Source organism: Pseudomonas sp. MIL9, assembly GCF_016887925.1.
GTDB lineage: Bacteria > Pseudomonadota > Gammaproteobacteria > Pseudomonadales > Pseudomonadaceae > Aquipseudomonas > Aquipseudomonas mohnii.
The window spans coordinates 30,129-51,489 of sequence record NZ_JAFEHE010000013.1 but is presented as its reverse complement, the minus strand read 5'-3'; the positions used below and the strand labels follow the sequence as shown (position 1 = coordinate 51,489).

Below are 21,361 nucleotides of genomic sequence, written 5' to 3'. Positions count from 1 at the left end.
CAGAGTGATTTGGCTTCGGTTTACAGAAGAGGAACGGCATGGCCCCCTGGCTGACGGTAGTAGGCATCGGTGAAGACGGTTTCAAAGGCCTGGGCAAGAACGCCCGGCACGCCCTGTTGCATGCCTCACGGATCTTCGGCGGTCAGCGGCACCTGGACCTGTTGCCGGCGTGCATTCGGGGCGAGCGCCAGAGCTGGCCGAGCCCGTTTTCCATCGCCCCCGTGCTGGCCCTGCAAGGTGAGCCCGTCTGCGTGCTCGCCAGTGGCGATCCGATGTTTTTCGGGGTCGGCGCCAGTCTCAGCCGACAACTGGCCAGCGACGACCTGCAAATTCTGCCAGCGCCCTCCTCCTGCTCGCTCGCCGCCGCCCGAATGGGCTGGCCCTTGCAGGAGGTCGTGACGTTATCGGTGGTGGCCCGCCCCGTCGCCGCCCTCAATGCGCAATTGTTCAGCGGCGTGCGCTTGTTGGTCTTGAGCAACGATGGGGGCAGCCCCGCCGCCATCGCCGCGCTGCTGCGTGATCGCGGATTCGGCCCGAGTCGCCTCACCGTGCTGGAGCACTTGGGCGGTGCCGCAGAACGGCGGATCGACGGCATTGCCAGCGATTGGACCGATCCCGCGATTGCCGACTTGAACCTGATCGCCATCGACTGCATCGCCGAACCCCATACGCCGCGCCTGTCTCGATTGGCCGGTTTGCCGGACTCGGCGTTCAAGCATGACGGCCAACTGACCAAGCGTGATGTACGCGCGGTCACGCTCGCACGCCTGGCCCCGGTTCCCGGTGAACTCTTGTGGGACGTCGGCGCCGGCAGCGGTTCGATCGGCATCGAGTGGATGCGCGCCCATCCAAGTTGCCGGGCATTGGCCATCGAGGCCGATGCCGGGCGGCAGCAGTTGATCGAACACAACCGCGATGCCCTGGGCGTGCCCGGCCTGCAACTGATTCGCGGCAGTGCCCCGCAAGCCTTGACCGGACTGGAGCGGCCTGACGCGATTTTCATCGGAGGCGGCGTGACGCGCGAAGGTGTCCTCGACACCTGCTGGGCGGCCCTCAAACCCGGCGGCCGGCTGATCGCCAATGCGGTCACGCTGCAAAGTGAAATGACCCTGATGGCCTGGCGCGACCGGCACGGTGGAGACCTGACGCGGATTCATATCGCTCAGGCGCAACCGCTGGGCGACTTCGATACCTGGCGCCAGGCGTTGCCGATTACCTTGCTGGATGTAACGAAGCCTATCGATGCGTGACGAAACCGCCGAACAACCCGCCCCCCTGCGCAGTGGCCTGACCACGGGCAGTTGCGCGACAGCAACCAGCCTTGCGGCGGCTCGCCTGCTGCTCAGCGGGGTGAGCTCGGATGCCGTGGAGATCATCTTGCCCAAAGGCAAACAGGTGCAGATGCGCCTGGAGTTTTGCCGCACGACCGAGGACGGCGCCGAGGCGGGCACCCTCAAGGACGCGGGCGATGATCCTGACGTGACCCACGGCGCCTTGCTCTTTTCCCGGGTCCGACTTGTCGGCGAGCCGGGTGTCAGCTTCAAGGCCGGTCGCGGTGTCGGCACCGTCACCCGGCCAGGGCTGGTGCTGGGCGTCGGCGAACCGGCGATCAACCCGGTGCCGCGCAAAATGATCACCGATCACCTGACCCGACTGGCCGATGAATTCGGCTACGGCGGCGGTTTCGAGGTCACGGTGAACGTCGAGGGTGGCGAGGAACTGGCGCTGAAAACCATGAACCCGCGCCTGGGAATTCTCGGCGGTCTGTCGATTCTTGGCACCAGCGGCATCGTCCGGCCATTTTCCTGCGCGGCGTACATTGCGTCGATTCACCAGGGTATCGATGTCGCCAGGACCAACGGTTACCTGCACATCGCCGCGTGCACCGGCAATGCCAGCGAAGACACCATGCGTCGGGTCTACAACCTGCCGGAAATTGCCCTGATCGAAATGGGTGACTTCGTCGGCGCCGTGCTCAAGCACCTGCGCAAAGTGCCGGTGGAAAAACTCAGTCTTTGTGGCGGCTTCGGCAAGATCAGCAAGCTGGCGGCCGGGCACATGGACTTGCACAGTCGGCATTCGAGCATCGACCTGCCACAACTGGCCGAATGGGCGGCAGCGGTTGGCGCCGACGCGGCGTTGCAGCAAGGCATCCGCGAAGCCAACACCAGTCAGCAAGCGTTAGCCATGGCCAGCGCTGCCGGGATCGCCCTCGGCGATGCAGTGTGCCGGCACGCCCTGGACTTTGCCCGCAGCGTGGTACCGGCGCAGGTTCAGGTCGAAGTGTTCGCCATCGATCGCCAGGGCGGGATCGTCGGCCATGCAGGAGCCTTCCAATGAAACGCCTGCTGTTGCTCGGTGGCGTCACCGAGGCCCTGGCGATTGCCCGAACCCTGGGGCCACAACACATCTACAGCCTGGCCGGTGTCGGTCGGGTGCCGACGGATCTGACTTGCCAGGTTCGTGTTGGCGGCTATGGCGGTGCCGAAGGCCTGGCGCAGTTCATCCGCGATGAAAGAATCGATCTGCTGCTCGACGCCACCCATCCCTACGCCGCCCGAATCAGTCAAAACGCCGCGACCGCCGCCCGCTTGAGTGGCATCGCCTGCTGGGCGCTGCGGCGTCCGGCGTGGCAACCACAGCCCGGGGATGACTGGCGCGAAGTCAGCGACTGGGCTGAATTGATCCAGGCACTCAAACCCTTCCGGCGACCGCTGTTTACCCTCGGGCGCGAGCCCCTGCAGCACCTGGATGAAATCCCGCCGGATCAATTCTGGACCCTGCGCGCACTGGACGTTTACCCCGGCAACGAGCGCTGCGAAGTGATCGGTGCACGCGGGCCGTTCCTGATCGAGGATGAGCGTGTGCTGTTCGAACGCCGGCAGATCGACGTGCTGATCAGCAAAAACAGCGGCAGCGCCGCCACCGAACCGAAGCTGGAAGTGGCGCGGGAGCGCGGGGTGCCGGTGCTGGTGTTGAAGCGGCCGGCGTTGCCGGGGGTTGAGCGGGAGTTTGATTCGGTCAGGCAATTACTTGAAGCCTTGTCGCTGTCAGACCATTCTTAAGACCTGCAAAAATCCGCGAATTTGCCGGCAAAACTCCAAGAAGAAGCTGGCTGTTAATCTAAACGGCTTCCCCCCTATATTCGGATTCCGCTAAATCGATCAAGTCAACAGATTAGCCATTCAAGAGGAAACCTGGATTCATCCTCAGAAAAGCGCTGCTTGCCAACTTGTATCCCAAGGAATACGATCCCCGACATGATCGACTTTGAACGATCCCGAGCGTTTGCCGATTGGCTCGACTCATTGAAAGACACCATCGGCAAGGCTCGCATCATTGCAAGACTCCGGGCGGCTCAGCATGGAAACTTTGGTGATTGCATGCCAATAGGCGCGGCAGTTTATGAAATGCGCGTACACCAGGGTCCCGGTTACAGGATCTACTTCGCCCGTAGGGACCAAGTGGTTTATTTACTACTGGTAGGCGGTGATAAATCGACTCAAAAACGAGATATCAAACGTGCCATTCAAATGGCGCAAAACATCGGTAATGAGGAGTAAATCATGACCGAACAATTCACCCGTTTCGATGCAGCGGAATTTCTCAAGTCTCCGGAAGAAATGGCTGCCTATCTGGATGCCTGCTTTGAAGAAGATGCAGGTGACGGTGTTCTGATCCGCGCGGCGCTCAACGACATAGCCCGCGCGCAAGGCATGACACAAGTTGCCCGTGACGCGGGGTTAGGTCGTGAGAGCCTATACAAGGCGTTGAGCAGCACTGGCAATCCAGAATTCGCGACTATCATGAAGGTCATGAAAGCGTTGGGTATGCGTTTGCATGCCATTGCGATCTGATCGCACTGCGACACCAAACCGCACGCAGCCTTTTTACTTATCGGCCTTGATCAGGCTAAATAGCCCGCGCCTGATCGCCCACCCAAACGGATTTTTTCCATGTCCCGACAACGGCTCGCAATTGCCTGGATAGCCTGCTTCGCAGTGCTGTTCAACATGCTCGCCATGCCGATGTCCGGAGCGATGGCGCAGACGGCCAAAGCGCCTGCCGAACAAGTGTTGTGGGGCAGTTTCTGTTCATCCAGCGGCACCAAAATGGTGGCGATTTCTCTGGGCAAGATTGAGCAGAAGGCACCGCAAAACGACGAACACTCCAATATGCAGCATTGCTGGTGTTGCTCCGGTTCCGCGCCGCTGGTGGCGCTGCCAGGGCATGAACCGCAGCTGTATTTCGCCAGTTTCGAATCCAATCGCAGCTTGCCTCCGTCGTCCCTCAACACCCCGACTCCGCGCCAGCAATGGCCAAGTCTCAATCCCCGCGCGTCCCCTCTGGTGTGATTCCTTCTCGCAATTGAACTGCGTTTTGAATCGTTCCGGAGAACTGCCATGTTGAACAAATTCCTCGTTCTGGCCGCGTTGCTGCTGCCTGCCTGTTTTGCCAATGCCCACGAATACAAGGTTGGCGAACTGGAGATCGCCCACCCCTGGTCGCAAGAGTTGCCGCCCAATGCGCCGACCGTTGCGGCGTACTTCGTGATTCACAACCAAGGCAAAACCGCCGACCGCCTGCTCAGCGCCGATACCCCCATTGCCGGCGAAGCCCAGTTGCATGAGCACGTCATGCAAAACGACATGATGAAAATGCAGCACGTACCGAGCGTGGAGATCCCCGCTGGCGGCGAGGTCACTTTTGCACCGATGGCCTATCACGTGATGCTCCTGAACCTGAAAGACCGCAGCCTGCTCACTGACGGCAAACGGTTCCCGATGACCCTGCACTTCGAGAAGGCCGGTGACGTGAAGGTCGACGTCGCGGTGCAGAAGCAGGCGCCGGACGGCATGCCAGCACACGCGCATACCCCGTAATCGCCTGAGCTGAAAACGCCCATGCGCTCGCTTAGCGCCAGGTCATCCAGGTCACGTCGTCAGCCATTGAGCCTGACACGCGGCAGCTGGATCAGCCTGTTCGCCATGCTGATGATTTTCATCGGTCCGCTGATATCTCAGTCGATGCCGATGGATTCGCGTGCGGCCATGTCCATGAACATGTCGATGGACATGAGCATGGACATGTCGGCAATGGAGCACGCCGACCACGGTGCGCAACCCGCCGCCGAGCACTGCCCGCCACAAGCCGGGCATCATGTCCTCTGGGAAAAATGCGGCTATTGCAGCCTGCTGTTCAACTGCCCGGCGCTCACCGGTGGCGTGTCATTCACCGCATTCGACACTCCGCCGGTCAATACTTTCATCGCACTCTCCCCACGCCTGGGCCATGCCCGGCAAACCTTCTTCCCCGGTGCTCGCACCCGCGCCCCGCCCGTCCTCGCGTAAACACCCACCACTGATTTCACACGGTCCGCAAGACAACCACAGCTCGGTCCCACAGGGATTGCGCAGGTTGTCGGCCGTGTCGTTTACGACTGTTCGATGGAAATTGTCATGTCCAGGTTTTCTGCTGACTCACGCTTGAGCCCTGCCCAAGCCTCTTTTGCCCTGAACGAAGCCAGCATTCGTTTCAGGCACGCCACCGCCATCCTTTGCGGTGCCCTTCTGGCGCCGGTGGCGCTGGCCGATGAACACGCCAATCATGTTGAAGAACTGAGCCCGACGGTCATCACCGCCGTTGCGCCGAGTTCGCCGCTGACCATCGTCACCGACCCCAAGGAGCCGCGCCAACCGGTGCCGGCCAGCGACGGTGCCGACTACCTGAAAACCATCCCAGGATTCGCCATGGTGCGCAATGGCGGCACCAACGGCGACCCGGTCCTGCGCGGCATGTTCGGCTCACGGCTGAACATCCTCACCGATGGCGGCATGATGCTCGGCGCCTGCCCCGGCCGGATGGATGCGCCCACCTCGTACATTTCACCGCAAACCTACGACAAGCTGACCGTCATCAAAGGCCCGCAAACCGTGCTCTGGGGGCCTGGCGCATCGGCCGGCACCATCCTGTTCGACCGTGAACCGGAACGTTTCGGCGAACTCGGCACCCGGGTGAATGCCAGCGTGCTGGTCGGCTCCCACGGCCGGTTCGACAAGCTGGTGGACGCCGCTGCCGGCGGGCCGCTGGGGTATGTGCGCGTCATCGGCAACACCGCGCACTCCGATGATTATCGAGACGGCAACAACGACACCGTCGCGTCGCGCTACGACAAATGGAACGGCGACGTCGCTGTCGGCTGGACCCCGGACGCCGATACCTTGCTGGAACTGACCGCAGGCAAGGGCGACGGCGAGGCCCGTTACGCCGGGCGCAGCATGGACGGTTCGCAGTTCAAGCGCGAAAGCCTCGGCCTGCGCTTCGAGAAGTCCAACATCAGTGACGTCCTGGACAAGCTCGAGGCGCAGGTCTACTACAACTACGCCGACCACGTGATGGACAACTACACCCTGCGCACGCCGTCCGGCACCGGCATGATGGCCGGCCCCATGGCCTCCAACGTCGACCGCCGCACCCTCGGCGCCCGCATCAAGGCCACCTGGCACTGGGCCGATGTGCAGCTGATCAGTGGCATCGATGCGCAGACCAACGAACACCGCCAACGCAGCGCCATGGGTGTCGACACCTACCAGAACCTGCCCTACACCAAGGACGCCGACTTCCATAACTACGGGGTGTTCGGCGAGCTGACCTGGTATGCCGCCGAGCGTGACCGTTTGATCAGCGGCGCGCGCCTGGACCGTGCTTCGGCCAAGGATTACCGGCAAACCACCGGCTCCGGCATGATGACCCGGCCCAATCCGACCGCCGACGACACCCGCGCCGACACCCTGCCCAGCGGCTTCGTTCGTTATGAACACGATCTGGCTGACAGCCCGACCACGCTGTACGCAGGCCTCGGGCACACCCAGCGTTTCCCGGATTACTGGGAGCTGTTTTCGCCGAACTCCGGTCCTGCCGGTTCGGTGAACGCCTTCGATTCGATCAAACCGGAGAAAACCACCCAACTCGACGTCGGCCTGCAATACAAGACCGAAGCGCTCGAAGCCTGGGCCTCGGCTTATGTCGGTCAGGTGCGTGATTACATTCTGTTCGACTACACGCCGGGAATGATGGGCACCACCTCGCAAGCCGAGAACATCGACGCGCGAATCATGGGCGGTGAATTGGGCGCGGCCTACAAGCTCACCGACCGCTGGAAAGCCGACGCGACCCTGGCCTACGCCTGGGGCAAGAACAGCAGCGATGGCAGTGCGTTGCCGCAAATGCCGCCGCTGGACGCACGTTTCGGCCTGACTTACAGCGAAGACAATTGGAGCGCCGGCGCGCTGTGGCGAGTGGTCGCCGCGCAAAACCGCATCGACCAGAACAAAGGCAATGTCGTCGGCAAGGACTTCGACAAGACCCCGGGGTTCGGCGTGTTCTCGCTCAACGGCGCCTACCGGATCAACCAGAACTGGAAGGTCAGTACTGGCGTCGACAACCTGTTCGGCAAGGCCTACGCCGAACACCTGAACCTGGCGGGCAACGCCGGTTTCGGTTACCCGGCCAATGACCCGCAAGCCATCAAGGAGCCCGGGCGCACGTTCTGGACCAAGGTGGATATGAGCTTCTAACCCTCAAGGGCAACCCGCTCCCCTTGTGGGAGCGAGCTTGCTCGCGATCGGTTGCGCAGCAACCGTACCCGACAACAAAAAAGATCCAAGCCAAGCGGAGCACACAAGATGAAACAGCCCAACGTGAATTTCTACAACCTGGCCTGGCGCTGGCACTTCTATGCCGGCCTGTTCGTGGCCCCCTTCATGGTGATGCTGGCCCTGACTGGCACCATTTACCTGTTCAAGCCGCAACTCGATTCACTGATGTACAGCAGCCTGCTCAACGTTCCCGCCGGCCATCACACCGTCCCGGCCGACGACCTGCTCAAGCGCGTGAAAGACGCGTATCCACAAGGAACGATCAAGCAGTACCTGCCACCGGTCGACGCCGAACGCAGTGCCCAGTTCGTCGTGCTCAAGGGCGGCAACGAACTGAATGTATTCGTCGACCCGTACCACGGCGACATCCTCGGCGAGCAAGATGCCAAGAAGAACCTGCAAGCCATCGCCCGTGCGATTCATGGCGAACTGATGATCGGCACCGTGGGTGATCGACTCATCGAACTGGCGGCCGGTTGGGGCGTGGTGCTGGTGGTTTCCGGGGTATTCCTGTGGTGGCCGCGCGGCCAGGCGGCGGGGATTCTGTGGCCACGCCTGAACAGTCGCGGACGAGTGCTTTGGCGCGATCTGCACGCTGTGACCGGGTTCTGGGGCGCCTCGCTGCTCCTGGTGATGCTGCTCAGCGGCTTGACCTGGACAGGGTTCTGGGGCAAGCAATACGCCGAAGTCTGGAACGTGTTCCCCGCCGCGATGTGGGATGACGTCCCCAAGTCCGACGTCGAGGCCCGCAGCCTCAACAGCGCCGCGCGCCAGACCGTGCCGTGGGCCATGGAAAATACGCCGATGCCGATGTCTGGCGACCATGCCGAGCACATGGCCCACGGCGGTGCGCAAGCCGGCCCCGCGGCACCGGCCATCAGCCTGCAAGACGTGCAGGACATCGCCGTGCAACGCAAGGTCGAGCCGGGTTACAGCATCACCTTGCCGACCACCGCCACGGGGGTGTTCACCATCGCCGTGTTCGCCGATGACCCGCGCAATGACGCCACCCTGCATGTCGATCAGTACACCGGCAAGGTCCTCGCCGACGTGCGTTTTGAACAATACGGCACCGTTGCCCGCGCCACGGAAATCGGCGTGATGCTGCACGAAGGCAAGATGTTCGGGGTGTTCAATCAGATCATTGTGCTGCTGATCTGTCTGATGATCCTGCTCAGCGCCGTCAGTGGCGTGGTGATCTGGTGGAAGCGTCGCCCACAAGGCAAGTTCGGCGTTCCGCCGCTGCGTCACGACCTGCCGAAATGGAAAACCGCGATGGTCATCATGTTCGCGTTGGCCGTGGTGTTTCCGTTGGTGGGTGCCTCGCTGGTGGTGATCTGGGTGCTCGATCGTGTGCTGTTTTCGCGCTTGAACCGGCAAACTGAGTCGGCCTCATCTTCATCTTGAGACAGGCGAGATGCGCGGGATTGTCAGCACTGTAGACTGCCCCGCGCATCACCCTGGCAGTTCCGGGTTTTCTTTCGGGCCCCTTCGCTGGCAAGCCAGCTCCCACAGAATTTGCACAACACCTGTGGGAGCTGGCTTGCCAGCGAAGAGGCCATAAGCTTCGCCTCAAGAGTAGCGGCATGACCTCGCTTCACCTCAACAACATCACCTGGTCGCCCCTGGGCCACGGCCACTGTCATCACCAATTCCAGCTGCGTGATGCCTCGCTGCACGTGGCTGCCGGTGAGTTCGTCGGCTTGATCGGCCCCAATGGCAGCGGCAAGACCAGCCTGTTGCGTTGCGCCTGGCGCTTCAGCAAACCGCAGGGCGGCGAAGTCCGGCTCGAGCATCACAACGTCTGGAAGCAATCCTCACGCTGGTGCGCGCAACGCATCGCCGTGGTCCTGCAGGAATTCCCCGAGGCGTTCGGCCTGACCGTGAACGAAGTGGTCGCCATGGGCCGTACGCCCCACAAAGGCCTGTTCGATGGCGACTCCCTCGAAGACCGGAATCTCGCGACCCAGGCCCTGGAGTCAGTCGGCCTCAAGGGCTTCGAGGACCATGCCTTCTCCACCCTCTCCGGCGGTGAAAAACAACGTGTGATCCTCGCCCGAGCCCTGGCCCAGCAGCCGCAATTGCTGATCCTCGACGAGCCGACCAACCACCTCGACCCGCGCTATCAGCTTGAGCTGTTGAGGTTGGTCAAGCGCCTGAAGATCGGCACGCTGGCCAGCATCCACGACCTCAATCTGGCCGCCGCATTTTGCGATCGGCTGTACGTGATCGACCACGGCCGCATCGTTGCCAGCGGCACGCCCAAAGAAGTCCTCAACGCCGCGCTGTTGCGTAACGTCTTCGGCGTCGAAGCGCTGATCGATGAACACCCCTTGCACGGCTACCCACGAATGACCTGGATAACCCGACCATGATTTTGCGCTCCCTGCTGCGCCGCAGTTTCACCCTCGTTTTACTGCTGGGCAGCGCCCACGCCTTGGCCGAGGCCACGCATTACCCGCTGACCATTCAGAGCTGCAACCGCGAGGTGACCTTCCAGCAGGCGCCAAAACACGCGGTCAGCCATGACATCAACATGACCCAGATGATGCTCGCCCTCGGCCTCAAGCCACAGATGGCCGGGTACAGCGGTGTGTCCGGGTGGAAGGCGGTGACGCCTGACATGCAGCCCCTTCTTGATGGCTTGCCGGAACTGGCGGCGAAGTACCCGTCGGTGGAAACCCTGCTCAATGCCAACGTCGATTTCTTCTTCGCCGGCTGGGATTACGGCATGCGCGTGGGTGGCGACCTCACGCCGCAAACCCTGCAGCCTTTGGGCATCAATGTCTATGAGCTGACCGAGTCCTGCGCCTTCGTGATGAAGCGCCCGCCGGCCACGCTGGAGGACACCTACAACGACCTGCGCAACCTCGGCAGAATCTTCGATGTGCAGGATCGCGCCAATGCCTTGATCGACGCCATGCAGGCGCGAGTCGCCGAGATCCGCAAGGGTCTGCCCGCCGAAAAACCGCGCGTGTTCCTGTACGACAGCGGTGAAGACCGGGCCATGACCTCGGGCCGCCTCGGTATGCCGCAAGCCCTGATCGACGCCGCTGGCGGGCGAAATGTGCTGGACAATGTCGAGGCAAGCTGGACGAGGGTCAACTGGGAAACCGTGGTTGAACGCAATCCACAGGTGATCGTGATCGTCGACTACAGCGAAATCACCGCTGATCAGAAGATTCAATTCTTGCTGAACAACCAAGCGCTGCAATCGGTAGACGCAATCAAGCATAAGCGCTTCATCGTCATTCCCTACGTGCAGGCCACGCCGGGGATCGATAACGTGCTCGCGGTCGCCACCCTGGCCAAGGGTTTTCACGGCGAATGATCAACCGTCGCTACCCCTGGTTGCTGATCGCGCTCGGCACGCTGTTGCTGACGTCGGCTGTGGTGTCACTGGGCTTCGGCCCGGCGCGGGTGCCGCTGGACGTCGTCTGGCGGATTCTGCTGCACAAACTCCTCGGTCTCGGCTTACCCGACTGGAGCCCCGGGCAGGAACACATCGTCTGGCTGATCCGCGTGCCACGGATGTTGCTCGGTGCACTGGTCGGTGCCGGGTTGGCGTTGATCGGCGCAACGCTCCAGGCGGTGACGCGCAATCCGCTGGCCGACCCGCATCTGCTCGGCGTGACCTCGGGCGCCACCCTGGGTGCGGTGATCGTGGTGTTGCATGTGGGTGAAATCGTCGGCCTGCTGACGTTGCCCATCGCGGCGTTTGTCGGCGCCTTGTCGAGCATGCTGCTGGTGCTGATGATCGCCAACCGCAACGGTCGGCTGGACAGCGATCGCCTGCTGCTGTGTGGCGTCGCGGTGTCGTTCGTGATGATGGCGATGGCCAATCTGCTGCTGTTTATGGGTGATCACCGCGCCAGTTCGGCGGTGATGTTCTGGATGCTCGGCGGGCTCGGCCTGGCGCGCTGGGAATTGCTCGCGGTGCCGGCTGCCAGCGTTCTGCTGGGGTTGCTGTTGCTGCTCGGCATGGCCCGGCCGTTAAACGCGCTGATGGCCGGTGAACAAACGGCCGTGACGCTGGGGCTGAATGCACGAACAGTCCGGCTGCGGGTGTTTGTGATTGCCTCGCTGATGACCGGGGTGCTGGTGTCCATCAGCGGCTCCATCGGCTTTGTCGGGCTGATGGTGCCGCACATTGCGCGGCGACTGGTGGGGGCCGAGCATCGGCGGTTGCTGCCGGTGTGCGTGTTGCTCGGCAGCGTATTTCTGGTGTGGGTCGATGTTGCCGCCCGGACGATGATCGCGCCGGAGGACCTGCCCATCGGCGTCGCCACCGCGGCAATTGGTGGCCTGTTCTTCATCGGTTTGATGCGTCGTCGCTAATACAGCGCTCTATTAACGGAGCAACACTTTACGCGCTGACGTTACTTTGAAAGATCTTGTTTTAAGTTGAACCTGAACAACAGCAAAACAAAACTCATAATCCGCTGGGTCGCGAGCTGAGCAACCAATAAACCTCGCACTTTGTACAGAGTTTATTCCTACAACTTAAACAACAAGATCCTACAAGAGCGAAAAGAGAATCCCATGTTGAAAAAAATCATCGTGTCGATTGCGTTCATTTCAGCACCAGCCTGGGCCGCTCAACCGCCCTTCACCGGCACCGACTACAGCGGCCACTACGTGTGCACCGGCAAGGACAGTCATATCGGCGACTATGAAGGCGTCGTCGATTTGAAACTCAATCCCGAACAAAGTACCGGGGAGTATGGCGCCTACAACTTCACCCTGACCCTGGCGGACAACGCTCGATATAACGGTTTTGCCGCAGCCCATCTGAACTCGCTGGCCATCTATTTCGCCTACACCGATCCAGCGCCGAAAGATTATGGCGTGGGTATTGCCAAAGTGGTTTCAACCCCTGAAGGGAAAGTGTCCTTCACCAAGTACTATTACGCTCCGCAGTATCAAGGCGGCGGTCACGGCATGGAAACGTGCGTCAAACACTGACTTCGACATTAACGTTCCGCCAAGTCATCGCTTGAACACCGATCAATGTGGGCGCGGGCAGACTCGCTCCCACAGATGAACACTGCATCCGCCCCAATCTGGCGCACCCCTGCGCACCAAGGTGCCGGACACGATCCTTCATGGTGCGCCAGCCACTCGCGCAACCGCGCCAAACCGACATTTCCCTGCCTTTTCCCGACCGGGCACAGCCCTTGCTAAAGACCCTTCAGTAGTCCGCATCTGCCAACCAGAAAAATTCATAAGTTCATGGAGATCGCACAATGAAGCGTCGTAGCTTGATCAAGGCTTTCACACTCTCGGCATCGATTGCCGCGATGGGCATGACCTGGACCGTCCAGGCCGCCGAGACCATCAAGGTGGGTATTTTGCATTCGTTGTCCGGGACCATGGCGATCTCCGAAACATCGCTCAAAGACATGGCGCTGATGACCATTGACGAAATCAACGCCAAGGGCGGCGTGAACGGCAAGATGCTGGAGCCGGTGGTGGTCGACCCGGCATCGAACTGGCCGCTGTTCGCCGAAAAAGGCCGCCAGTTGCTGACCCAGGACAAGGTCGCCGTGGTGTTCGGTTGCTGGACGTCGGTGTCGCGCAAATCGGTATTGCCGGTGTTCGAAGAACTCAACGGCCTGCTGTTCTACCCGGTGCAGTACGAAGGCGAAGAGATGTCGCCGAACGTGTTCTACACCGGCGCCGCGCCGAACCAGCAAGCGATCCCCGCAGTGGAATACCTGATGAGCGAAGAAGGCGGCAGCGCCAAGCGTTACTTCCTGCTCGGCACCGACTACGTCTACCCACGCACCACCAACAAAATCCTGCGCTCGTTCCTGCACTCCAAAGGCGTGGCGGACAAGGACATCGAAGAGGTCTACACCCCGTTCGGTCACAGCGATTACCAGACCATCGTCGCCAACATCAAGAAATTCTCCGCCGGCGGCAAGACAGCCGTTATCTCGACCGTCAACGGCGACTCCAACGTGCCGTTCTATAAAGAACTGGCCAACCAGGGCCTGAAAGCCACCGACGTACCGGTCGTGGCGTTCTCGGTGGGCGAAGAAGAACTGCGCGGCATCGACACCAAACCGTTGGTGGGCAACCTCGCGGCGTGGAACTACTTCGAATCGGTGGAGAACCCGGTGAACAAGAAGTTCGTCGCTGACTGGAAGGCCTACGCCAAGAAACACAACCTGCCGGGCGCCGACAAAGCGGTGACCAACGACCCGATGGAAGCCACTTACGTCGGCATCCACATGTGGGCCCAGGCCGCTGAAAAAGCCAAGTCCACCGACGTCGACAAAGTCCGCGAAGCCCTCGCCGGCCAGACGTTCGCTGCGCCGTCCGGCTACACCCTGACCATGGACAAGACCAACCACCACCTGCACAAGCCGGTCATGATCGGCGAGATCCAGGCCGATGGTCAGTTCAACGTGGTCTGGCAGACCGAAGGCCCGATCCGCGCCCAACCGTGGAGCCCGTTCATTCCGGGCAACGACAAGAAGCCGGACTATGCGGTGAAGAGCAACTAAGCCACTGGAGGTCGGGCCCGGGCATTCGGGCCCGACACAAATCCCTGTGGGAGCGAGCCTGCTCGCGATGACGGCAGCACATTCAAGATCTCTGTGACTGACCCATTGCTATCGCGAGCAGGCTCGCTCCCACAATGTCCGCGTCAAGGCGACTCTTTATGCCCACTGCCCTTTACCGACTTGTTCTGGCCATCGCACTCTTGCTGCCAATGGCCACCTACGCCGGCAACGCCGAAGACTTCGTCGCCGCCAATCCCGTGCAGCAGGCCAAACTGCTGGAAGCCTGGGCCGCGCAGCCCGATCCGGCCCGCATCGAACTGATCAACGCCCTGCAACAAGGTGAGTTGAGCATCGACGGCCAGCCGAAAACCCTGCGCCTGAACAACCGCCTGCGGGGGCTGATCGACACCGCGCTGGCCAGCCACCAACTGCTCGCCGCCGACGCCAAAATCCGTCTCGGCGCCGCGCAGCAATTGCAGAAAAGTGCCAAACCCGCGCAACTGAAATTCCTCGACCAGCAACTGGCTGGCGAAAAGGACGAAACCGTTCACGCCGCCCTCAGCCTGGCACTGGCCAATCTGCAATTGGTCGACACCGCCCCGGCCGTGCGCCTCGCCGCAGTGCGACTGCTGGGCGAAACCGGCGATCCGCTGGCCCGCACCCGCCTCGAAAGTCTGCTGGAACCGGGCGTCGAAACCGATGCCGGCGTGCGCACCGCCGCCGAAACCAGCCTGGCTCAAGTCAAACGCAAACTGCTGGTCGGCGAATTACTTGGACAGGCCTTCAGCGGCATGTCACTGGGCTCGATCCTGTTGTTGGCGGCGCTTGGCCTGGCGATCACCTTCGGCCTGCTCGGCGTGATCAACATGGCCCACGGCGAGATGCTGATGCTCGGCGCCTACTCGACCTACGTGGTGCAGTTGATGTTCCAGCGCTTTGCCCCGCAGGCCATCGAGTTCTATCCGCTGATCGCCTTGCCGGTGGCATTTTTCGTCACCGCGGCCATCGGCATGGCCCTGGAGCGCACGGTGATTCGTCACCTCTATGGCCGCCCGCTGGAAACCCTGCTCGCCACCTGGGGCATCAGCCTGATGCTGATTCAACTTGTTCGATTGGTGTTCGGCGCGCAGAACGTCGAAGTGGCCAACCCGGCCTGGCTGTCGGGCGGGATTCAAGTGCTGCCCAATCTGGTGCTGCCGTACAACCGCATCGTCATCATCGCCTTCGCGCTGTTTGTGGTGGTGCTGACCTGGCTGCTGCTGAACAAGACCCGTCTGGGCCTGAACGTGCGCGCCGTCACCCAAAACCGCAACATGGCCGCCTGCTGCGGCGTGCCCACCGGACGCGTGGACATGCTCGCCTTCGGCCTCGGCTCGGGCATCGCCGGCCTCGGTGGTGTGGCCCTGAGCCAGATCGGCAACGTCGGCCCGGACCTCGGCCAGAGCTACATCATCGATTCGTTCCTGGTGGTGGTGCTCGGCGGCGTCGGGCAATTGGCCGGTAGCGTGCTGGCGGCGTTTGGCTTAGGCATTGCCAACAAGATTCTCGAACCGCAAATCGGTGCCGTGCTCGGCAAGATCCTCATCCTCGCGCTGATCATTCTGTTCATCCAGAAACGTCCGCAAGGCCTCTTCGCACTGAAAGGACGGGTGATCGACTGATGAACCAGCCCCTGCTCGTTACCGCCACACAAAAAGCCGGCCCCAAAGTCACGATTGCCGTGGGTGCAGTCATCCTGATCCTGCTGCTGGCATTGCCGTTGCTGTCGCTGTTATCGGCGGACAGTGCCTTTCACGTCTCGGCCTACACCCTGACCCTGGTGGGGAAGATTCTTTGCTACGCCATCGTCGCCCTGGCGCTGGATCTGGTCTGGGGCTATGCCGGGTTGCTGTCCCTCGGTCACGGTTTGTTCTTCGCCCTGGGCGGTTATGCGATGGGCATGTACCTGATGCGCCAGGCTTCGGGCGATGGCCTGCCGGCGTTCATGACCTTCCTGTCATGGACCGAACTGCCCTGGTTCTGGACCGGCACCAGCAGCTTTCTCTGGACCCTGTGCCTGGTCGTCCTGGCCCCGGGGCTACTGGCGCTGGTGTTCGGTTTCTTCGCCTTCCGCTCGCGGATCAAGGGCGTGTACTTCTCGATCATGACCCAGGCCCTGACCTTCGCCGGCATGCTGTTGTTCTTCCGCAACGAAACCGGGTTTGGCGGCAACAATGGCTTCACCAACTTCCGCACGATCCTCGGCTTCGGCATCACCGAACCGGGCACCCGCGCCGTGCTGTTTTTCGCCACCGTGCTGTTGCTGGTGGCGAGCCTGTACATCGGCTGGCGCCTGGCGCAAAGCAAGTTCGGCCGGGTGCTGACCGCGTTGCGCGATGCGGAAAACCGCTTGATGTTCTGCGGCTACGACCCACGGGGCTTCAAGCTGTTCGTGTGGGTGCTCAGCGCGGTGTTGTGTGGCCTCGCGGGTGCGCTGTACGTGCCGCAAGTGGGCATCATCAACCCCAGTGAAATGTCGCCGACCAACTCCATCGAAGCGGCAGTCTGGGTGGCGCTGGGCGGTCGCGGCACGCTGATCGGCCCGCTGCTCGGCGCGGGCGTGGTCAACGGCATGAAGAGCTGGTTCACCGTGGCGTTCCCGGAGTACTGGCTGTTCTTCCTCGGCGCGCTGTTCATCGTTGTGACCCTGTACCTGCCCAAGGGCGTGATCGGTTTGCTGAAGAAAAGAGGTGAACAATGAGAGTCACTGCGACGGCTGAATTCATGCTCGAACCGGCGTTTTTCCCCGTGGAGCCCAACAAGGACGCCGGCACCAGCCGCGACACGATCGGCCTCGGCCAGCGCGCCGGCAAAGGCCTCAACACACGGCACGGCACCATCCTGACCCTGGAAGACATCAGCGTCAGCTTCGATGGCTTCCGCGCACTGAACAACCTGAACCTGTACATCGGCGTCGGCGAGTTGCGCTGCATCATCGGCCCCAACGGCGCGGGCAAGACCACGCTGATGGACGTGATCACCGGCAAGACCCGCCCCAGCCACGGCAATGCCTGGTTCGGCGAAACCCTGGACCTGACGCAGATGAGTGAAGTGCAGATCGCCCAGGCCGGCATTGGTCGCAAGTTCCAGAAGCCCACCGTATTCGAGGCGCTGAGCGTGTTCGAGAACCTGGAACTGGCGCAGAAAACCGACAAGTCGGTATGGGCCAGCCTGCGGGCACGGCTCAGCGGCGAGCAGAAGGATCGCATCGCCGAAGTGCTCGACACCATCCGCCTGACCCCTTCGGTCAATCGCCCCGCCGGGTTGCTGTCCCACGGCCAGAAGCAGTTCCTGGAAATCGGCATGTTGCTGATGCAGGACCCGCAACTGCTGTTGCTCGACGAACCGGTGGCCGGCATGACCGACGCCGAAACCGAATTCACCGCCGAGCTGTTCAAGCGCCTGGCCGGCAAGCATTCGCTGATGGTGGTGGAACACGACATGGGCTTCGTCGGCTCGATCGCCGACCACGTCACCGTGTTGCACCAGGGCAGCGTGCTGGCCGAAGGGTCACTGGAGCAGGTGCAGGCCGATGAGCGGGTGATCGAGGTGTATCTCGGTCGATGAGGGCTGAACACTATTTAATTGTGGGAGCGAGCCTGCTCGCGATGGCGGTCTATCTGAAAAAAAACTTGCCGCCTGACCCACCGCGATCGCGAGCAGGCTCGCTCCCACAAGGGATTTAAGGGGTATTTGAGAATGTTGCACGTTGAAAAACTGCACCAGTACTACGGCGGAAGCCACATCCTGCGCGGCCTGACGTTTGACGTGAAGGTCGGCGAAGTCACCTGCCTGCTCGGGCGTAACGGCGTAGGCAAGACCACGCTGCTCAAATGCCTGATGGGCCTGCTGCCGGCCAAAGAGGGCGCGGTGAACTGGGAAGGCAAGCCGATCACCACGTTCAAGCCGCATCAGCGGGTGCATGCCGGCATCGCCTACGTGCCCCAGGGCCGGGAAATTTTCGGGCGCCTGACCGTGGAAGAAAACCTGCTGATGGGCCTGTCGCGCTTTCCCGGCTCCGAAGCCAAGGAAGTGCCGGCGTTCATCTACGAGTTGTTCCCGGTGCTGCTGCAAATGAAGCACCGACGCGGCGGCGACCTGTCCGGCGGCCAGCAACAGCAGCTCGCCATCGGCCGCGCCCTGGCCAGCCGTCCACGCCTGTTGATTCTCGACGAGCCCACCGAAGGCATCCAGCCGTCGGTGATCAAGGAGATCGGTGCAGTGATCAAGAAGCTCGCGGCCCGTGGTGACATGGCGATTTTGCTGGTGGAACAGTTCTACGACTTCGCCGCCGAACTGGCCGATCAATACCTGGTGATGTCGCGGGGCGAGATCGTGCAACAGGGTCGCGGTGAAAATATGGAAGCCGAGGGTGTGCGCGGCCTGGTTACCATCTAAAGTTGCGATCTGATCCGTAGCAGCCTAACGATAATTAGACATCATGAATCTACCCGCCTCGCCGTTGTTCACGCCCAGTTGGCATGCCGAACTCGAACTGGCTTACGCCCGTTTCGGTGACAGCACACGTCCGGTTCAGCGCCGCCACCTGGGCCCGTTGCGGGTGCAGAAGCACCTGTACGCCGAAGGGCCGCAGGTCTGCCAGCACATCATCGTCCACCCGCCGGGCGGAATCGCCGGCGGTGATCGCCTGAACATCTCGGCCAGCGTCGGCCGCGATGCCTGGGCACAGATCACCAGCCCCGGCGCGGCCAAGTGGTATCGCGCCGCCGGCCCCGCTTATCAGCAATTGAAATTGCAGGTGGCGGCCGGTGCGACACTGGAGTGGTTGCCACAGGAAACGATCATCTTCAGCGCGGCGCAGGCTGAACTCAGCACCGCCATCGACCTTGAAGGCGATGCGCGGCTGTTCTACTGGGACGTCGTCGCCCTGGGTCGCCCGGCCAGCGGCGAGCGTTTCGACCTCGGACACTTTCAGGCGCAACTGGATATTCGCCGCGACGGCCAGTTGCTCTGGCACGAACGCCAGCGCATTGTCGGGGCTGACGGTTTGCTCGACTCACCGATTGGCCTGGACGGGCAACCGGTGTTCGCCACCCTGTTGGTGACCGGGGAAATCGATAGCGATTTGCTGGAGCGTTGTCGCTCGCTGCCCCATGCCGTGCGCGGGGATCTGACGCAATTGCCGGGGCTAATGGTCGCCCGGTGCCTGGCCAGCGAAGCACTGTTGGCGCGCGGCTGGCTGATTGATGTGTGGAGGTTGCTGCGCCCGGCACTGCTTGGCCGCGAAGCCATGCCACCGCGAATCTGGAACACCTGAACACCGATCCCTGTGGGAGCTGGCTTGCCAGCGATGCTTTTGGCGGCCTTGAGGTCCCCATCGCTGGCAAGCCAGCTCCCACAGGGGTTGTGTTTATGTACCCGAATACCTTTTTTAATCTGCCCTGATGGATTGCACCAATGGACCTGACCCCACGCGAAAAAGACAAGCTGCTGATCTTCACCGCAGGCCTGGTGGCCGAGCGGCGTTTGGCGCGCGGCGTAAAACTCAATTACCCGGAGGCCATGGCCTACATCTCCGCGGCGCTGCTCGAAGGTGCCCGCGATGGCCAGACCGTGGCCGAGTTGATGCACTACGGCACCACCCTGCTCAGCCGCGAACAAGTGATGGAAGGCATCCCGGAAATGATCCCGGAGATTCAGGTCGAAGCCACTTTCCCCGACGGCACCAAACTGGTCACCGTCCATCAACCGATTGCCTGAGGCCACGCCATGACTTACCACATCCGCGATGCGGTACATGCCGACCTGCCAGCCATCCGCGATATCTACAACGACGCCGTGCTCAACACCACGGCCATCTGGAACGAACAGGCGGTGGACCTGGGCAATCGCCAGGCCTGGTTCAGCGCCCGGCAATCCCAGGCGTACCCGATCCTGGTGATCGTCGACGCCGAAAACCAGGTGCTGGGCTACGCTTCATTCGGCGACTGGCGGCCTTTTGATGGCTTCCGTCACACCGTCGAACACTCGGTTTACGTACGCAGCGACCAGCGCGGCAATGGCCTCGGTCCTCGGTTGATGGAGGTACTGATCGAACGCGCAAAGAGTGGCGGCAAACACGTGATGGTCGCCGCCATCGAAAGCGGCAACACCGCGTCCATTCGCCTGCATGAGCGCATCGGCTTCGTGACCACCGGGCAAATGCCTCAGGTGGGCACCAAGTTCGGGCGCTGGCTGGACCTGACCTTTATGCAACTGACCCTCAATCCTGGCGCGCAACCACCGAGCGCCAACAAGGAGTGATACCCCATGAACCCCGCCCAACTGCGACGCGTCAATGTTGAGAGTTTTGCGCACTATCGTCAGGGCTTGATTGATCTGCTTCTGGACGCCGTGGGTTATGGCGCCAGCGTCGGTTTCATGGCCGACCTCGACGCGACCCAGGCCCGCGCGTATTTCGATGAAGTCCAGGAAAACCTGAACAAGGGCCATGTGCTGCTGTGGGTGGTGGTCAAGGACGAACAAGTGCAGGCCAGCGTACAACTGACCCTGTGCCAGAAAGCCAACGGCCTGAACCGTGCCGAAGTGCAAAAACTGCTGGTGCGCGAACACGCACGCCGCCGTGGGCTGGGCCAACAGTTGATGAGCGCACTGGAACAGGCGGCCCTGCAGCACAAGCGCGGCATGCTCTACCTCGATACCGAAGCAGGCTCTGCGGCGGAAGATTTCTACAAGGCCCTGGGTTACACCCGCGCCGGCGAAATCCCCGACTACGCCTGCGACCCGAGCGGGCGCTACAAGCCGACCGCCCTCTACTACAAGATTCTGCAAGGAGCCCATTGATGATTCCCGGTGAATACCAGATCCAGCCCGGCGACATCGAACTCAACGCTGGCCGTCGCACCCTGAGCTTGACGGTGGCCAACAGCGGCGACCGGCCGATCCAGGTCGGCTCGCATTACCACTTCTTTGAAACCAACGACGCCCTGACGTTCGACCGCGCCGCCAGCCGTGGCATGCGCCTGAATATTCCCGCCGGCACCGCCGTGCGCTTCGAGCCGGGGCAGAGCCGTGAGGTCGAACTGGTCGACCTGGCCGGGCATCGGCGGGTGTTCGGGTTTGCCGGGCGGATCATGGGGAATCTCTGATCAAGGCAGTGTCTGTTCCGGTCCCTTCGCGAGCAGGCTCGCT

At 61.9% G+C, this 21,361-nt stretch carries 24 protein-coding genes; all 24 read left to right on the top strand.

Annotated elements, in window-relative coordinates:
• Positions 1 to 38: 38 nt before the first annotated feature.
• The 24 genes from cbiE to JQF37_RS15735 all read left to right on the top strand — a co-directional run bounded on the left by cbiE (position 39) and on the right by JQF37_RS15735 (position 21,318).
• Positions 39 to 1,250, top strand: a complete 1,212-nt coding sequence (cbiE, locus tag JQF37_RS15850) for a precorrin-6y C5,15-methyltransferase (decarboxylating) subunit CbiE (RefSeq protein ID WP_130206394.1) — start codon at positions 39 to 41, stop codon at positions 1,248 to 1,250.
• The gene (locus JQF37_RS15845) at positions 1,243 to 2,340 is read left to right on the top strand and encodes a cobalt-precorrin-5B (C(1))-methyltransferase (RefSeq protein ID WP_130206392.1); all 1,098 of its coding nucleotides are present in this window, start codon (positions 1,243 to 1,245) and stop codon (positions 2,338 to 2,340) included. Before cbiE ends, JQF37_RS15845 begins: the two co-directional genes overlap by 8 nt.
• On the top strand, positions 2,337 to 3,065 hold the full coding sequence (locus JQF37_RS15840) for a cobalt-precorrin-6A reductase (RefSeq protein ID WP_130206390.1): 729 nt from the start codon (positions 2,337 to 2,339) through the stop codon (positions 3,063 to 3,065). The genes JQF37_RS15845 and JQF37_RS15840 overlap by 4 nt, the downstream gene beginning before the upstream one ends.
• Positions 3,066 to 3,260: 195 nt before the next feature.
• Complete coding sequence (locus JQF37_RS15835) at positions 3,261 to 3,563, top strand: type II toxin-antitoxin system RelE/ParE family toxin (RefSeq protein ID WP_130206388.1); 303 nt, start codon at positions 3,261 to 3,263, stop codon at positions 3,561 to 3,563.
• 3 nt (positions 3,564 to 3,566) lie between these two features.
• On the top strand, positions 3,567 to 3,857 hold the full coding sequence (locus JQF37_RS15830; protein ID WP_130206386.1) for an addiction module antidote protein: 291 nt from the start codon (positions 3,567 to 3,569) through the stop codon (positions 3,855 to 3,857).
• A gap of 99 nt (positions 3,858 to 3,956) precedes the next feature.
• A complete protein-coding gene (locus JQF37_RS15825; protein ID WP_130206384.1) occupies positions 3,957 to 4,355 on the top strand; it encodes a DUF2946 domain-containing protein in 399 nt (132 codons plus the stop codon).
• Between the two features lie 48 nt (positions 4,356 to 4,403).
• Positions 4,404 to 4,883, top strand: a complete 480-nt coding sequence (locus JQF37_RS15820; protein WP_130206382.1) for a copper chaperone PCu(A)C — start codon at positions 4,404 to 4,406, stop codon at positions 4,881 to 4,883.
• 21 nt (positions 4,884 to 4,904) lie between these two features.
• Positions 4,905 to 5,351 (top strand): DUF2946 domain-containing protein, encoded by a 447-nt coding sequence (locus JQF37_RS15815; protein WP_130206380.1) that lies wholly within the window; start codon positions 4,905 to 4,907, stop codon positions 5,349 to 5,351.
• A 108-nt stretch (positions 5,352 to 5,459) separates the two neighbouring features.
• On the top strand, positions 5,460 to 7,577 hold the full coding sequence (locus tag JQF37_RS15810; RefSeq protein ID WP_130206378.1) for a TonB-dependent copper receptor: 2,118 nt from the start codon (positions 5,460 to 5,462) through the stop codon (positions 7,575 to 7,577).
• 108 nt (positions 7,578 to 7,685) lie between these two features.
• Positions 7,686 to 9,065 (top strand): PepSY domain-containing protein, encoded by a 1,380-nt coding sequence (locus JQF37_RS15805; RefSeq protein ID WP_130206376.1) that lies wholly within the window; start codon positions 7,686 to 7,688, stop codon positions 9,063 to 9,065.
• Between the two features lie 179 nt (positions 9,066 to 9,244).
• Positions 9,245 to 10,033, top strand: a complete 789-nt coding sequence (locus JQF37_RS15800) for an ABC transporter ATP-binding protein (protein WP_130206374.1) — start codon at positions 9,245 to 9,247, stop codon at positions 10,031 to 10,033.
• Positions 10,030 to 10,989 carry an ABC transporter substrate-binding protein gene (locus tag JQF37_RS15795; RefSeq protein ID WP_130206372.1) on the top strand — a complete coding sequence of 320 codons (960 nt, stop codon included), beginning with the start codon at positions 10,030 to 10,032 and terminating at the stop codon, positions 10,987 to 10,989. Before JQF37_RS15800 ends, JQF37_RS15795 begins: the two co-directional genes overlap by 4 nt.
• Entirely contained in the window at positions 10,986 to 11,996 is a 1,011-nt protein-coding gene (locus tag JQF37_RS15790; RefSeq protein ID WP_130206370.1) for an iron ABC transporter permease, read from the top strand. Before JQF37_RS15795 ends, JQF37_RS15790 begins: the two co-directional genes overlap by 4 nt.
• A gap of 204 nt (positions 11,997 to 12,200) precedes the next feature.
• Complete coding sequence (locus tag JQF37_RS15785) at positions 12,201 to 12,623, top strand: hypothetical protein (protein WP_130206368.1); 423 nt, start codon at positions 12,201 to 12,203, stop codon at positions 12,621 to 12,623.
• A gap of 281 nt (positions 12,624 to 12,904) precedes the next feature.
• Positions 12,905 to 14,170, top strand: coding sequence for an urea ABC transporter substrate-binding protein (urtA, locus tag JQF37_RS15780; RefSeq protein ID WP_130206366.1), 1,266 nt, complete (start codon positions 12,905 to 12,907; stop codon positions 14,168 to 14,170).
• A gap of 158 nt (positions 14,171 to 14,328) precedes the next feature.
• Positions 14,329 to 15,831 (top strand): urea ABC transporter permease subunit UrtB, encoded by a 1,503-nt coding sequence (gene urtB / locus JQF37_RS15775; protein ID WP_130206364.1) that lies wholly within the window; start codon positions 14,329 to 14,331, stop codon positions 15,829 to 15,831.
• Positions 15,831 to 16,910 (top strand): urea ABC transporter permease subunit UrtC, encoded by a 1,080-nt coding sequence (gene urtC / locus JQF37_RS15770; protein WP_130206362.1) that lies wholly within the window; start codon positions 15,831 to 15,833, stop codon positions 16,908 to 16,910. Before urtB ends, urtC begins: the two co-directional genes overlap by 1 nt.
• Positions 16,907 to 17,776 carry an urea ABC transporter ATP-binding protein UrtD gene (urtD, locus tag JQF37_RS15765; protein ID WP_130206360.1) on the top strand — a complete coding sequence of 290 codons (870 nt, stop codon included), beginning with the start codon at positions 16,907 to 16,909 and terminating at the stop codon, positions 17,774 to 17,776. Before urtC ends, urtD begins: the two co-directional genes overlap by 4 nt.
• A 132-nt stretch (positions 17,777 to 17,908) precedes the next feature.
• Positions 17,909 to 18,607 carry an urea ABC transporter ATP-binding subunit UrtE gene (urtE, locus tag JQF37_RS15760; RefSeq protein ID WP_130206356.1) on the top strand — a complete coding sequence of 233 codons (699 nt, stop codon included), beginning with the start codon at positions 17,909 to 17,911 and terminating at the stop codon, positions 18,605 to 18,607.
• A gap of 43 nt (positions 18,608 to 18,650) precedes the next feature.
• Positions 18,651 to 19,487, top strand: coding sequence for an urease accessory protein UreD (locus tag JQF37_RS15755; protein WP_130206354.1), 837 nt, complete (start codon positions 18,651 to 18,653; stop codon positions 19,485 to 19,487).
• A gap of 140 nt (positions 19,488 to 19,627) precedes the next feature.
• Positions 19,628 to 19,930: an urease subunit gamma gene (gene ureA, locus JQF37_RS15750; RefSeq protein WP_007937143.1), complete on the top strand. Its 303-nt coding sequence runs from the start codon at positions 19,628 to 19,630 to the stop codon at positions 19,928 to 19,930.
• Between the two features lie 9 nt (positions 19,931 to 19,939).
• Positions 19,940 to 20,473, top strand: a complete 534-nt coding sequence (locus JQF37_RS15745) for a GNAT family N-acetyltransferase (RefSeq protein WP_130206352.1) — start codon at positions 19,940 to 19,942, stop codon at positions 20,471 to 20,473.
• 6 nt (positions 20,474 to 20,479) lie between these two features.
• A complete protein-coding gene (locus tag JQF37_RS15740) occupies positions 20,480 to 21,013 on the top strand; it encodes a GNAT family N-acetyltransferase (RefSeq protein ID WP_130206350.1) in 534 nt (177 codons plus the stop codon).
• Positions 21,013 to 21,318 (top strand): urease subunit beta, encoded by a 306-nt coding sequence (locus JQF37_RS15735; RefSeq protein WP_090465355.1) that lies wholly within the window; start codon positions 21,013 to 21,015, stop codon positions 21,316 to 21,318. Before JQF37_RS15740 ends, JQF37_RS15735 begins: the two co-directional genes overlap by 1 nt.
• Positions 21,319 to 21,361: the final 43 nt, after the last annotated feature.

Excerpts from the sequence above, each read along its gene's own strand:
- JQF37_RS15820 (WP_130206382.1), top strand. The coding sequence starts at position 4,404 with ATGTTGAACAAATTCCTCGTTCTGGCCGCGTTGCTGCTGCCTGCCTGT.
- urtE (WP_130206356.1), top strand. The coding sequence starts at position 17,909 with ATGTTGCACGTTGAAAAACTGCACCAGTACTACGGCGGAAGCCACATC.
- JQF37_RS15840 (WP_130206390.1), top strand. The coding sequence starts at position 2,337 with ATGAAACGCCTGCTGTTGCTCGGTGGCGTCACCGAGGCCCTGGCGATT.
- JQF37_RS15785 (WP_130206368.1), top strand. The coding sequence starts at position 12,201 with ATGTTGAAAAAAATCATCGTGTCGATTGCGTTCATTTCAGCACCAGCC.
- JQF37_RS15795 (WP_130206372.1), top strand. The coding sequence starts at position 10,030 with ATGATTTTGCGCTCCCTGCTGCGCCGCAGTTTCACCCTCGTTTTACTG.
- ureA (WP_007937143.1), top strand. The coding sequence starts at position 19,628 with ATGGACCTGACCCCACGCGAAAAAGACAAGCTGCTGATCTTCACCGCA.
- cbiE (WP_130206394.1), top strand. The coding sequence starts at position 39 with ATGGCCCCCTGGCTGACGGTAGTAGGCATCGGTGAAGACGGTTTCAAA.
- urtD (WP_130206360.1), top strand. The coding sequence starts at position 16,907 with ATGAGAGTCACTGCGACGGCTGAATTCATGCTCGAACCGGCGTTTTTC.
- JQF37_RS15790 (WP_130206370.1), top strand. The coding sequence starts at position 10,986 with ATGATCAACCGTCGCTACCCCTGGTTGCTGATCGCGCTCGGCACGCTG.
- JQF37_RS15740 (WP_130206350.1), top strand. The coding sequence starts at position 20,480 with ATGAACCCCGCCCAACTGCGACGCGTCAATGTTGAGAGTTTTGCGCAC.
- JQF37_RS15825 (WP_130206384.1), top strand. The coding sequence starts at position 3,957 with ATGTCCCGACAACGGCTCGCAATTGCCTGGATAGCCTGCTTCGCAGTG.
- JQF37_RS15815 (WP_130206380.1), top strand. The coding sequence starts at position 4,905 with ATGCGCTCGCTTAGCGCCAGGTCATCCAGGTCACGTCGTCAGCCATTG.
- JQF37_RS15830 (WP_130206386.1), top strand. The coding sequence starts at position 3,567 with ATGACCGAACAATTCACCCGTTTCGATGCAGCGGAATTTCTCAAGTCT.
- JQF37_RS15755 (WP_130206354.1), top strand. The coding sequence starts at position 18,651 with ATGAATCTACCCGCCTCGCCGTTGTTCACGCCCAGTTGGCATGCCGAA.
- JQF37_RS15800 (WP_130206374.1), top strand. The coding sequence starts at position 9,245 with ATGACCTCGCTTCACCTCAACAACATCACCTGGTCGCCCCTGGGCCAC.
- JQF37_RS15810 (WP_130206378.1), top strand. The coding sequence starts at position 5,460 with ATGTCCAGGTTTTCTGCTGACTCACGCTTGAGCCCTGCCCAAGCCTCT.
- urtC (WP_130206362.1), top strand. The coding sequence starts at position 15,831 with ATGAACCAGCCCCTGCTCGTTACCGCCACACAAAAAGCCGGCCCCAAA.
- JQF37_RS15835 (WP_130206388.1), top strand. The coding sequence starts at position 3,261 with ATGATCGACTTTGAACGATCCCGAGCGTTTGCCGATTGGCTCGACTCA.
- urtA (WP_130206366.1), top strand. The coding sequence starts at position 12,905 with ATGAAGCGTCGTAGCTTGATCAAGGCTTTCACACTCTCGGCATCGATT.
- JQF37_RS15735 (WP_090465355.1), top strand. The coding sequence starts at position 21,013 with ATGATTCCCGGTGAATACCAGATCCAGCCCGGCGACATCGAACTCAAC.
- JQF37_RS15845 (WP_130206392.1), top strand. The coding sequence starts at position 1,243 with ATGCGTGACGAAACCGCCGAACAACCCGCCCCCCTGCGCAGTGGCCTG.
- JQF37_RS15745 (WP_130206352.1), top strand. The coding sequence starts at position 19,940 with ATGACTTACCACATCCGCGATGCGGTACATGCCGACCTGCCAGCCATC.
- JQF37_RS15805 (WP_130206376.1), top strand. The coding sequence starts at position 7,686 with ATGAAACAGCCCAACGTGAATTTCTACAACCTGGCCTGGCGCTGGCAC.
- urtB (WP_130206364.1), top strand. The coding sequence starts at position 14,329 with ATGCCCACTGCCCTTTACCGACTTGTTCTGGCCATCGCACTCTTGCTG.